The organism is Paracoccus haematequi (assembly GCF_900631945.1).
Lineage (GTDB): Bacteria > Pseudomonadota > Alphaproteobacteria > Rhodobacterales > Rhodobacteraceae > Paracoccus > Paracoccus haematequi_A.
Window position 1 is genome coordinate 1 of the sequence record NZ_UZWE01000093.1, and the last position, 10,814, is coordinate 10,814.

Here is a 10,814-nt window from a genome sequence, read left to right on the forward strand (position 1 = left end):
GGCAAAGGTGCTGACATGACTTATCCTCCCCGAACAAGAGGAGCACAAACTGGGTCTTGCAGGAATCCCTCTGCGATTCACGTTTTTACCGAAACGCTTCGGCCAGCTTGCGCGCAGGCACCCCAGATAGGCCGCAACCGTCCCCACCGAGGCCGTCATTTCCAAGGCGACCAGCGGCCTGTCGAGGCCGGGCGGCAGCAGGGTCCGGGCACGAAGCGCCCAATCATCCGCGATCCGGGCAAGATCGGCATGGCTGACGGTCCGGTCCTGCGCGATCAGGCAGGCGGAACTGCCGAAGGCAGCGCAGGATGACCAGAAACCGCTTGAAATCATGACATGCAAAACCTGTATACCCTGTCATAGATACCCCGTGCGAAAGCCGATTCAATCATCATTCCATGAGACGGTTAATCGCGCGGGCTTCCGGGCGGACGGGAAGCCGGAATGATCGCACTCTGTCGCCCCCCTCGACGACATATCCGTTCCAAATCGGACGGCCGTTCCCACGCGTTTCTTCGAAACGTCACGGCCCGGCTTGCGTCCTGCCGGTGATTGAGGCAACCCCGGCAAGGACAGGCGCCACAGGCAGGCAAGGACGAATGAATGACCGGCAGCACCGCGACTGACGCGGCGATCCGTTTCGACGGGGTGGGCAAGGCCTTCGCCGGGCCGGGCGGCGTCCCGGTCCATGCGCTTGACGCCGTGACGCTGGCGGTGGAACCCGGCGCGATCTGCGGCATCATCGGCCGGTCGGGGGCGGGGAAGTCGACGCTGCTGCGGATGGTCAACGGGCTGGAGCGCCCGACGACGGGCACCGTCACCGTGGCAGGCCATGACGTGGGCCGGGCGCGCGGCGCGGCGCTGCGCAGGGTCCGGCGCGAGGTCGGGATGATTTTCCAGCATTTCAACCTGCTGGCGTCCCGCACGGTGGCCGGAAACATCGCTCTGCCGCTGGAGATCGCGGGCACGCCCGCCGGGCCGATCCGCGCCCGCGTGGCCGACCTGATCGACCGGGTGGGCCTGCGGGGGCTGGAGGGCCGCTATCCGGCGGAACTGTCGGGCGGGCAGAAGCAGCGCGTGGGCATCGCCCGCGCCCTTGCCACCCAGCCCAAGGTGCTGCTGTCGGACGAGGCGACAAGCGCCTTGGACCCCGAGACCACGCAGACGGTGCTGCGGCTGCTGGCCGACATCAACCGCGACCTGGGCCTGACGATCCTGCTGATCACCCACGAGATGGCCGTGGTCCGCGACATCGCCAGCCACATGGCGGTGATCGAGGGCGGCCGGATCGTCGAAAGCGGCCCGACCTACGACATCTTCACCAACCCCACCCATCCGACCACGCAATCCTTCCTGGGCGGCGTCACCGGGCTGACGCTGCCGGGCTTCATCGCCGGGCGGATGCTGGAACAGCGCCCCGACGGCCCCGCGCAGGAAATCATCCGCGTCACCTTCGCGGGCGCCCACGCCACCGATCCGATGCTGTCCAGGCTGGCGGTCGAACAGGGCATCGCCAGCAACATCCTGGCCGGCGCCATCGAGGAGGTCGGCCCCCATCCCTTCGGCAACCTGCTGATTTCGGTCGATGCGGACCGGGGGGCGCAGGCGCGGGCCTATCTGGAACGCCACGGGCTTCTGACAAAGGTGCTGGGCTATGTCCGCTAACCTGATCGCGCTGCTTTACGAAGCGACCTTGCAGACGCTGTACATGGTCGCGGCCTCGACCGTGCTGGGCACGCTGTTCGGCCTGCCGCTGGGGGTGTTCCTGGCCGTCTCGCAGCGGGGCGAACTGCTGTCGGCGCCCTGGCTGAACAAGGTGCTGGGGCTGGTGGTGAACGCCACCCGGTCGGTGCCGTTCATCATCCTGGTGGTGGCGATCATCCCGCTGACCCGCGCCATCGTCGGCACCTCCATCGGCACCGATGCCGCGATCGTGCCGCTGACGCTGGCGGCGATCCCCTTCATCGCGCGCCTTGTCGAAAACGCCATTCGCGAGGTCGATGCGGGCCTGATCGAGGCCGCCCGCGCCATGGGCGCAACCCCCATGCAGATCATCGCCAAGGTGCTGATCCGCGAGGCGCGCCCGGCCATCGCCCTGGGCCTGACGCTGGCCGTGGTCAGCCTGATCGGCTATTCCGCCATGGTCGGCGCGGTCGGGGGCGAGGGGTTGGGCGACCTGGGCATCCGATACGGATACCAACGCTTCATGCCCGAGGTGATGCTGGCGGTGGTCGTCGTGCTGATCGTGCTGGTGCAGCTGGTCCAATCCATCGGCGAATGGATCGCCGCCCGCTTCGACAAGCGCGTGCCCCGCAACCGGGGCCACTGAATCTTCTTCGCAGACAAGAAAGGAACCCCTCCGATGCTGCGCATTCTGACCCTGACTTCCGCCCTGGCCCTGTCGGCCGCCGCCGCGATGGCCGAAGACATCAAGGTCGGCGTCTCGCCCGGCGAACATGCCGAGATCATGGAAGAGGTCGCCAAGGTCGCCGAACCCCTGGGCCTGACCATCGAGGTGGTGGAGTTCTCGGACTATGTGATCCCGAACACCGCGCTTGCCGACGGCGACATCCAGGCCAACAGCTTCCAGCACCGCCCCTATCTGGAAAACCAGATCAAGGACCGCGGCTTCGACCTGGTCGAGATCGCCACCACCATCACCACGCCGATGGGGATCTATTCCGACAAGCTGAAGGACATCGCCGACCTGCCCAAGGGCGCCAGGATCGGCATCCCCAACGATCCCACCAATGGCGGGCGCGCGCTGCTGATCCTGCAGGATCTGGGCCTGATCACCCTGGCCGAGGGCACCGGCCTGGTGCCGACGCCGCTGGACATCACCGAAAACGCCAAGAACCTGCAATTCCTGGAGCTGGACGCGGCGCAGCTGCCCCGGTCGCTGGCCGATACCGAGGCGTCGGTCATCAACACCAACTATGCGCTGGCGGCGGGCCTGAACCCCAACACCGACACCATCGCCATGGAAAAGGCCGACAGCCCCTATGTGAACATCATCGTGGTGCGCAAGGGCGACGAGACCCAGGACTGGGCGAAGAAGCTGGTCGAGGCCTATCACAGCCCCGAGGTGAAGGCCTTCATCGAGGAGAAATACGACGGCTCGGTCCTGACCAGCTGGTAAGGCGGGCGGAAGCCGAAGGCCGCGGGACAGCCCTGCGGCCTTTTTTCACGGCTTGATGAAGATCGGCGTGCCGGGCGGGACAAGGGCGAAGATCTCGGCCATCTCGTCATCGGTGACGGCGGCGCAGCCGCGCGTCCAGTCGCGCGGCGGGTTCTGCACGCGGGCGCCGCGGCCGTGGATGAAGATGTCGCCGCCCGGATCGCGGCCCAGGGCGCGCGCCCGCGCCCGGTCCCGGTCGTTGGGATAGGAAATCCCCAGCGACAGGAAGAAGCTCGACCGGGGATTGCGGTGGGTGATGTAGTAAAGCCCCTCGGGCGTGCGGCCGTCGCCCCGGTATTGCTTGTGTCCCGCCGGATTGGCGCCCAGATCGACGCTGTAGGACCGCACCGCCCGCCTGCCCTGCAACAGATAGAGCGTCCGCGACGACTTGTCCAAAAGAAGCTGGGTGATCTTCAGCCCGCCTTCCGGTCCCGCCGGATCGACAGTCGCCGCGGCGGGCGATCCCAGCAAGGCGGTCAGCAGAATGGCTGCGCAAAGCGCCCGTTTCATGATGTCCCTCGCTCCGCTTGTTCGAAACCCGGCCGTTGCCGCCGGTCGAAAGGGATACGAGGGACGGGACGGGGTTATTCCCGCCCGTCAGGGAAAATCGCCGCCTCAGCCTAGGCCCAGCGTCCGCCGCCCGCGCGCGACCAGGGCGGCCAGGTCGGCGCGGGACTGTTCGCCGAAGACCGCCTCGTCGCCCGCGATGAAGGTGGGCGTGCCCATCAGGCCCATATGTTCGGCCAGCTGGAAGGACAGCGCGATATGGCGGGTCACGGGCTCGGCCTCCATCCCCCGGCGCAGCGCGGCCGGATCCAGGCCGGTCTGGCGGGCCACGCGCATCACGCTGGTTTCCTCGGCCCGGCCGCGCATCGCCATCAGGGCGGCGTGGAACCGCCAGTATTTCCCCGTCTCCAGCGAGGCCAGCGAGGCGCGGGCGGCGAAATCCGATCCCTCGCCGAAGACAGGCCATTCGCGGTAGACCACCCGCAGCGCGGGATCCGAGGCGATCAGCGCCTGGATCGGCCCGACCATCTTGCGGCAATGCGGGCAGTTGTAATCGAAGAACACCGACAGGGTGATGTCGCCGTCCGGGTTGCCAAGGACCGGCGCGGTCGGGTCGCGTTCCAGGGCGGCGCGCAGTTCCTCGGGCATCGGGTTGGGGCGGTCGGCCGCACGCAGCGGCAGGGCGGCGGCCATCCCGCAGGCGGCGGCACCGGACAGGACAAGACGGCGGGGGATCATAGGCAGGGCCTTTCGGAAGGGACGGCCCCACCTAAGCCGGGGCCGGGGCCGAAAGGAACGCCCGGCCGGTCACAATGCCGCAATGTGTAAACATCACGCATTTCCTGCCATCATTCCCCTGCCATGCGCCCCGCCTTTCTTGACCAAGCCGCCTTGCTTGACTAAGTTCATTGGACCAGACAAAGGCCGCCCCATGAAGACTGTGAACATCCACGAGGCCAAGACCCACCTGTCCCGCCTGGTCGAGGATGCCGTGCGGGGCGAGCCTTTCGTGATCGCGCGGGCGGGCAAGCCCCTGGTCAAGGTCACGATGATCGAAGCCGAGGCCCCGCGCCGCCTGGGCTTCCTGGCTGGCCAGGCCCAGATCCCCGAGGATTTCGACGACATCGGCGCCGACGGCATCCGCGCCCTGTTCGAAGGCCCCGATCCCGCCGCATGAACCTGCTTCTGGACACGCATCTGCTGCTCTGGGCGGCGTTCAGGCCGGACCGGCTGTCCCAGGATGCGGCAGGCATGATCGCCGATCCCGCCAACAGCCTGTGGTTCTCGGCCGCCTCGATCTGGGAGGTGGCGATCAAGCGCGCCTTGGATCGGCCGGATTTCCGCGTCGATCCGGGCGTGCTGCGGGCGGGGCTTCTGGCCAACGATTACGCCGAACTGCCGATCGCCGGGCGGCACTGCCTGGGGCTGGGGGGCCTGCCTGCCATCCATGCCGATCCCTTCGACCGCATTCTGGTCGCGCAGGCCCTGGCCGAGGGGATGCTGCTGCTAACCGCCGATGCGCGCGTCGCATGCTATCCCGGCCCGATCCGCGCCGTCTGAAACATTCGTTTACGAACTTCACATATCCGGGACCGGGCCGATATGGGTTGTCCCTTTGGGCCTGATCGGTTGTTCTGGAATCAAGCGCCTGACTGGGGTGAAGGAGCGAAGATGCGCGCGGTGAAGGCCGTCCTGGGACTGGTCGTGATCGGGGCCGCCGCCTTGGGGGGGCTGTACCTGACCGAACGGTTGCTGGCCGCCCCCGAACCCGCCCAGGCCGTCCAGGGCGGCACCGCCCCCCTGCGGGTGGAAACCATCGCCCCCCGGATCGTCACCTTCGCCGATGCCGTCACCGCCGTGGGCACCGCCCGCGCCCGCCAGGCCGTGGATCTGCTGGCCGAATCCAGCGGCCGGATCCGCCGCATCGCCTTCCGGCCCGGCGACCGGGTCGAGGCGGGCGCGGTGCTGCTGGAACTGGACGACCGCGCGGAACAGGCCGACCTGCGGGCCGCCGACGCCACCCTGGCCGAGGCGCAGGCCGCCTTCGACCGCCAGCAAAGCCTGAACCGCTCGGGCAGCGCGTCCGACGCCGCCTATCAGACCGCCCGCGCCGCCCTGCTGCGCGCCGAGGCCGAACGCGACCGCGCCCGGATCGCGCTTGAGGACCGCAGCCTGCGCGCGCCCTTCGCGGGCGTGGTGGGTCTGTCCGACCTGGTCGAAGGCCAGGTGATCGACACCGCCACACCCATCGCCAGCCTGGACGACCTGTCGGTGATCGAGGTCGATTTCAGCGTGTCCGAGACCCTGCTGCCCCGCCTGGCATCCGGCCAGCGGGTCGAGCTGACATCCGCCGCCTGGCCGGGGCGGGTCTTTCAGGGCCGGATCAGCCGCATCGACAGCCGCGTCGACGCGGCGACCCGCAGCCTGGCCTTGCGCGCGGAAATCCCCAACGGCGACCGGGCGCTTGCGGGCGGCATGTTCCTGCAGGCCCGGCTGGTGCTGGACGAACGGCAGCGCCCGGCGATCCCGGAAAACGCCCAGACGGTCGAAGGCGACCGGGTGCTGGTCATGCTGGCCGAAGGCGGCGCCGCACGCCAGGTCGAGATCGTCACCGGCCAGCAGCAGGACGGGCTGGTCGAGGTGGTGTCGGGGCTGGACCCCTCGGCGCGGGTGATCGTGACGAACCTGCACCGCCTGTCCGACGGCGCCGCCATCGAAGCCGTGGCCCAGGAACACCGGGTGGATGCCGCGCCCGCGCCTGTCCAAGCCCCCGCCCCGGCATCGGGAAGCGGCGGATGAGCCTGCCCGGCCTGTCCCTGCGCCGCCCGGTGACGGCCACGGTCCTGAACCTGCTGATCGTGCTGATCGGCGCGGTCGCCATGTCGCGCCTGCCGGTGCGCGAACTGCCCCAGGTCGAGGCCGCCGAGGTGACGGTCCGCGTCAATTACACCGGCGCCGCCCCCGACGTGGTGGACAGCCAGGTCGCATCCGTGATCGAGGGCGCGCTTGCGGGCGTCAGCGGCGTCACCGCCATGGCCACGGAATCCGAACGCGGCCGGATGCGCACCGTCCTGACCTTCTCATCCGGCCGCGACATCGATTCCGCGGCCAATGACGTGCGCAACGCCGTCGAACGCGTGGTGGGCCGCCTGCCCGACGAGGCCGAGCGGCCGCGCGTGGACAAGAACGACAGCGAGGGCGACCCGGTGGTGCGGCTGTCGCTGTCCAGCCCGGCGATGACGCCGCTGGAACTGTCGGACTACGCCACCCGCTTCCTGGTGGACCGCTTCGCCCGGCTGCCGGGGGTGGCCAACACCGCGACCTTCGGCGCCCGGTCGCCCGCCATGCGGATCTGGCTGGACCAGTCGCGCATGGCCGCCCTGGGCATCACCACGGGCGACATTATCGCGGCGCTTCAGGCCAACAACATCGAACTGCCCGCAGGCGAGATCGAGACCGGCGCCCGGCAGTTGCAGGTCCTGGCCCAGACCCGGTTTTCCAGCCCCGAAACCTTCCGCCAGGTGGTGATCCGCGACGACCGATCCCGGCCCCTGCGCCTGGGCGACGTGGCCCGCATCGAGGAAGGCCCCGAACAGCGGGAATCCATCTTTCGCGCCAACGGGGTGGTGTCGCTGGGCATGGGCATCCAGCCGCAGGCCCAGGCCAATACCGTCGCCATCTCTCAGGCGGTCCGGGCCGAGTTGGAGCGGATCCGCCCGACCCTGCCGCCGGGCATGGCCCTGGACATCACCGCCGACGAGGCCGTGTTCATCGAAAGCTCGATCAGCCAGGTGCTGAAGGTCTTCGCCGAGGCGGTGGGCCTGGTGATCGCGGTGATCTTCCTGTTCCTGGGATCGCTGCGGCTGTCGATGATCCCGGTGGTGACGATCCCGATTTCCGCGCTTGGCGCCGGGCTGGCGATGGGCGCCTTGGGCTTTTCCATCAACATCCTGACGCTGTTCGCGCTGATCCTGGCCATCGGCCTGGTCGTGGACGACGCCATCGTGGTCCTGGAAAACATCCAGCGGCACCGCGCCATGGGCAAGTCGCGCCTGGACGCCGCCCGCGACGGATCGGCCCAGGTCAGCTTCGCCGTGATCGCCACCACCGCCGTGCTGATCGCGGTCTTCGTGCCGGTCAGCTTCATGGAGGGCGAGATCGGCAAGCTGTTCGCCGAATTCGGCATCGTGCTGGCGGTGGCGGTGGCGGTATCCGCCCTGGTCGCCCTGACCCTGTCGCCGGTGCTGGCCGCGAAGATCATGCCGCGCGAGGAACGCCCGAACCTGCTGACGCGCGGGGTGAACCGCATGATCGGCGGGCTGGAGCGGGTCTATGGCGCCGTCCTGGACCGGCTGATCGCCCGGCCGGTGCCGATCCTGGCGGTGACCGCCTTCCTGATGGCCGGGGCCTTCGCGCTCTATCAGCACCTGCCCCGCGAACTGACCCCGCCCGAGGATCGCGGCCAGATCCGCATCACCGTGACCGCGCCGCAGGGATCGAACCTGGCCTATACCGACGCGGCCACCCGCCAGGTCGAGGCGCTGCTGGAACCCCTGCGCGCCGACGGCACCGTCACCAACGTGACCACCATCGTCGGCACCTGGGGCGAATTGCGCCGGTCGCTGCTGTTCGTGAACCTGGCCGACTGGAAGGACCGCGATCTCGGCGTGGACGAGGTCATCGACACGCTGCGCCCGCAGCTGGCCCGCATCACCCAGGCGGAAACCTTCATCCGCGCGGCGGGGGGGCTGGGCCTGGGCAGCGGGCAGGGCAATATCCGCTGGATGCTGGGCGGGCCGGATCTGGCGCGCACCGCCGCATGGTCGGACGACCTGGCCGCCCGGCTGGCGGAAGACCCGCGCCTGGCCTCGGTCGAGGTCGGCTATTCCGCCAACCAGCCGGGCGCCAGCCTGTCGATCGACCGCGACCGCGCCCAGGATCTGGGCCTGTCGGCCGAGACCATCGCCCAGACCCTGCAAGTGCTGTTCGCATCCCGCAGCGTCGGCGAATACACCCGCGACGGGCGGCAATATCCGGTGATCCTGCAAGCCTCGCCCGAGGATCGCGATTCCGTCCAGGACATGCTGGCGGTGTTCCTGCGCAACGACCGGGGCGACCTGATCCCGCTGTCGGCCTTTGCCAGTGTCGCCACCGGGGCCACCGCGCCGGCGGTCAACCGCTACGACCGGCTGATCTCGGTCGAGATGGAGGCCGACATCGCCCCCGGCACCGACCTTGCGGGCGCCATGGAGGCGGTGGACGCGGCGATGGCCGACATGCCCGCCGGGGCGGTGCTGGCCTGGGAAGGCCAGGCGCGGGATTACCTGGAAAGCGCGGGCGGCATCGCCACGGTCTTCGCCATGTCGCTGCTGATCGTCTTCCTGGTGCTGGCCGCGCAGTTCGAAAGCTTCCGCACGCCGCTGACGATCATGCTGACGGTGCCGCTGGGCCTGGCCGGGGCGGCGCTGACGCTGTGGCTGACGGGCGGGACGGTGAACATCTTTTCCCAGGTGGGGATGATCCTTCTGATCGGCATCATGGCCAAGAACGGCATCCTGATCGTGGAATTCGCCAACCAGCTGCGCGAGGAGGGCAGGCCTCTGGTCGTCGCCGCGCGCGACGGCGCCGTCACCCGCCTGCGCCCGGTGATGATGACCACCATCGCCACCGTGCTGGGCGCGGTGCCGCTGGCCGCAGCCACCGGCGCGGGATCCGAAAGCCGCAGGGCCATCGGCGCGGTGATCGTGGGCGGGCTGTCGCTGGCCTTCGTGCTGACGCTGCTGATCACCCCGGTGATCTATGTCCTGATCGAGGGGCTGCGCCGCAACCCCCAGGCAGAGCCGGTGGCGGCCGAGTAGGCTTGCGTCCCGCGAAGGCCGGGGGCCAGCCCCCGGACCCCCGGGATATTTGAGGTCCAATGCAGGAGCTTGGTTGTCCGGCAGAACTTCGCTAGGGTGCGGATATGCGTGAATCCGGTCTTTCCTGGCAGGGGCTTGATGAAGGAGATCCCGCCCTGCCCCGCCCCGGCGACTGGCTGGCCGCGCAATCGGCCCTGGCCGTGGATCTGGCCCATGCCGCCCTGGCCGTCGGCCGGCTGGAGGCGCGGCTGGCCCTGATGGACGACAGGACCCGCGCGGGCGCCACCCGCCGCCTGGCCCTGATCGAGATCGAGGAGATGCTGCGCGCCCAGGGCACGCCGCTGTCGCGGGACGAGATCGGCCTGGACGCCATGGCCGCCCGCGCGGGCGCCGATCTGGCCGCGATGGCCCAGGCCCGCTGGGCCTTGCGGCGCCTGGAAGGCCAGTCCGATCCGGCCCGGCTGCGCGATTTCCTGGCCCTGCACCGCAACCCGGACGGGGAGGATGCCACTTGGTCGGAACGCCCGTCAGGCGCGGCCTTCGACGCGGCGGCGGCGGATTTCCTGTCCGCGATGGCGGCGCTGTCGGGCCTGCACCCCCTGGCCCGCGCCCCCGCCGCCCGGATGCTGTGGCGGCTGGCGGATCTGTCCCCCGAGACCGCCGCGATCGAGGGCGCGGTCTGGGCCGCCCGCGACATGGCCCGCGCAGCATCCGGTCTGGCCTTCCTGCCGCTGGGCCGCCACGGCCGGGCGGTCTGGGCCGATGGCGGCCCGCCGGAACGCCGCCTGTCGCGGCACCTGGCGGCGGTGGCCCAGGGCGCCGAGGACGCGGCCCGGATGCTGGACCGCCTGTCCGCCTGGGCGCAGGCCGCGCAGGATGCCACCGCCGCGATCAAGGGCCGGAACCCCGCCCGCATCATCGCCGCCCTGGCCGCCCATCCGGTCCTGCATACCGCAGGGGTCGAGGATCTGGCAGGCATCAGCCGCGACACCGCCGAACGGCTGCTGTCGCGGATGCGGACCATGGGGCTGGTGCGGGAAATCACCGGCGCCCGGCGGTTCCGGCTGTGGGCGGCGAGAGTGTAGAGGAAAGGGCGGTAGTGTCGATACAGCCGCAGCGTGGCAGCCAAGTGCGGATCACCGCCCAACAGCCGCAGGCTGTAAAACATTTCCCGATAAGGTGTCCTTATCGATGGTCTATTGTCATGCGAAAGGAATACGAAGTGATCCGCATGAACGGATTCAGATGCGGTTATAGTGCGTTTCTCCGGC

At 69.4% G+C, this 10,814-nt stretch carries 11 protein-coding genes; 8 read left to right on the forward strand and 3 right to left on the reverse strand.

Translation table 11 applies throughout. From position 1 onward, the window contains the following. Window positions 1-333, reverse strand: a 333-nt coding sequence (locus tag PARHAE_RS21470) for a hypothetical protein (protein ID WP_206437045.1), incomplete at its 3' end; no start/stop codon positions are given. Window positions 334-603: 270 nt separating this feature from the next. Between PARHAE_RS21470 and PARHAE_RS20540 the strand changes: the two genes are divergently transcribed. Genes PARHAE_RS20540 through PARHAE_RS20550 form a run of 3 tightly spaced genes read left to right on the forward strand, consistent with a single transcriptional unit; the run spans window position 604 to window position 3,139 of the window. Next, window positions 604-1,665, forward strand: coding sequence for a methionine ABC transporter ATP-binding protein (locus tag PARHAE_RS20540; RefSeq protein WP_126156354.1), 1,062 nt, complete (start codon window positions 604-606; stop codon window positions 1,663-1,665). Further along, window positions 1,655-2,329 (forward strand): methionine ABC transporter permease, encoded by a 675-nt coding sequence (locus tag PARHAE_RS20545; RefSeq protein ID WP_126156355.1) that lies wholly within the window; start codon window positions 1,655-1,657, stop codon window positions 2,327-2,329. The genes PARHAE_RS20540 and PARHAE_RS20545 overlap by 11 nt, the downstream gene beginning before the upstream one ends. Before the next feature lie 33 nt (window positions 2,330-2,362). After that, the gene (locus tag PARHAE_RS20550; protein WP_126156356.1) at window positions 2,363-3,139 is read left to right on the forward strand and encodes a MetQ/NlpA family ABC transporter substrate-binding protein; all 777 of its coding nucleotides are present in this window, start codon (window positions 2,363-2,365) and stop codon (window positions 3,137-3,139) included. Window positions 3,140-3,184: 45 nt separating this feature from the next. On the opposite strand, the gene PARHAE_RS20555 is transcribed toward PARHAE_RS20550, so the two are convergent. Together PARHAE_RS20555 and PARHAE_RS20560 are read right to left on the reverse strand one after the other, a co-directional pair. Further along, window positions 3,185-3,688 (reverse strand): L,D-transpeptidase family protein, encoded by a 504-nt coding sequence (locus PARHAE_RS20555; RefSeq protein ID WP_126156357.1) that lies wholly within the window; start codon window positions 3,686-3,688, stop codon window positions 3,185-3,187. A gap of 105 nt (window positions 3,689-3,793) precedes the next feature. Continuing rightward, window positions 3,794-4,423 carry a DsbA family protein gene (locus PARHAE_RS20560; protein ID WP_126156358.1) on the reverse strand — a complete coding sequence of 210 codons (630 nt, stop codon included), beginning with the start codon at window positions 4,421-4,423 and terminating at the stop codon, window positions 3,794-3,796. A 193-nt stretch (window positions 4,424-4,616) separates the two neighbouring features. On the opposite strand from PARHAE_RS20560, the gene PARHAE_RS20565 reads away from it, so the two are divergent. The 5 genes from PARHAE_RS20565 (at window position 4,617) to PARHAE_RS20585 (ending at window position 10,628) form a co-directional block, all read left to right on the forward strand. After that, window positions 4,617-4,862 carry a type II toxin-antitoxin system Phd/YefM family antitoxin gene (locus PARHAE_RS20565; protein ID WP_126156359.1) on the forward strand — a complete coding sequence of 82 codons (246 nt, stop codon included), beginning with the start codon at window positions 4,617-4,619 and terminating at the stop codon, window positions 4,860-4,862. Next, on the forward strand, window positions 4,859-5,245 hold the full coding sequence (locus PARHAE_RS20570) for a type II toxin-antitoxin system VapC family toxin (RefSeq protein WP_126156360.1): 387 nt from the start codon (window positions 4,859-4,861) through the stop codon (window positions 5,243-5,245). The genes PARHAE_RS20565 and PARHAE_RS20570 overlap by 4 nt, the downstream gene beginning before the upstream one ends. Before the next feature lie 111 nt (window positions 5,246-5,356). Next, window positions 5,357-6,484, forward strand: a complete 1,128-nt coding sequence (locus PARHAE_RS20575) for an efflux RND transporter periplasmic adaptor subunit (RefSeq protein ID WP_164555346.1) — start codon at window positions 5,357-5,359, stop codon at window positions 6,482-6,484. Continuing rightward, window positions 6,481-9,543, forward strand: coding sequence for an efflux RND transporter permease subunit (locus PARHAE_RS20580; RefSeq protein ID WP_126156362.1), 3,063 nt, complete (start codon window positions 6,481-6,483; stop codon window positions 9,541-9,543). Before PARHAE_RS20575 ends, PARHAE_RS20580 begins: the two co-directional genes overlap by 4 nt. A 104-nt stretch (window positions 9,544-9,647) precedes the next feature. Further along, window positions 9,648-10,628, forward strand: a complete 981-nt coding sequence (locus PARHAE_RS20585; protein ID WP_126156363.1) for a Fic family protein — start codon at window positions 9,648-9,650, stop codon at window positions 10,626-10,628. The last annotated feature ends 186 nt before the right edge of the window (window positions 10,629-10,814 follow it).

Coding starts and splice junctions, on each gene's coding strand:
- PARHAE_RS20540 (WP_126156354.1), top strand. CDS start 604: ATGACCGGCAGCACCGCGACTGACGCGGCGATCCGTTTCGACGGGGTG.
- PARHAE_RS20545 (WP_126156355.1), top strand. CDS start 1,655: ATGTCCGCTAACCTGATCGCGCTGCTTTACGAAGCGACCTTGCAGACG.
- PARHAE_RS20550 (WP_126156356.1), top strand. CDS start 2,363: ATGCTGCGCATTCTGACCCTGACTTCCGCCCTGGCCCTGTCGGCCGCC.
- PARHAE_RS20555 (WP_126156357.1), bottom strand. CDS start 3,688: ATGAAACGGGCGCTTTGCGCAGCCATTCTGCTGACCGCCTTGCTGGGA.
- PARHAE_RS20560 (WP_126156358.1), bottom strand. CDS start 4,423: ATGATCCCCCGCCGTCTTGTCCTGTCCGGTGCCGCCGCCTGCGGGATG.
- PARHAE_RS20565 (WP_126156359.1), top strand. CDS start 4,617: ATGAAGACTGTGAACATCCACGAGGCCAAGACCCACCTGTCCCGCCTG.
- PARHAE_RS20570 (WP_126156360.1), top strand. CDS start 4,859: ATGAACCTGCTTCTGGACACGCATCTGCTGCTCTGGGCGGCGTTCAGG.
- PARHAE_RS20575 (WP_164555346.1), top strand. CDS start 5,357: ATGCGCGCGGTGAAGGCCGTCCTGGGACTGGTCGTGATCGGGGCCGCC.
- PARHAE_RS20580 (WP_126156362.1), top strand. CDS start 6,481: ATGAGCCTGCCCGGCCTGTCCCTGCGCCGCCCGGTGACGGCCACGGTC.
- PARHAE_RS20585 (WP_126156363.1), top strand. CDS start 9,648: ATGCGTGAATCCGGTCTTTCCTGGCAGGGGCTTGATGAAGGAGATCCC.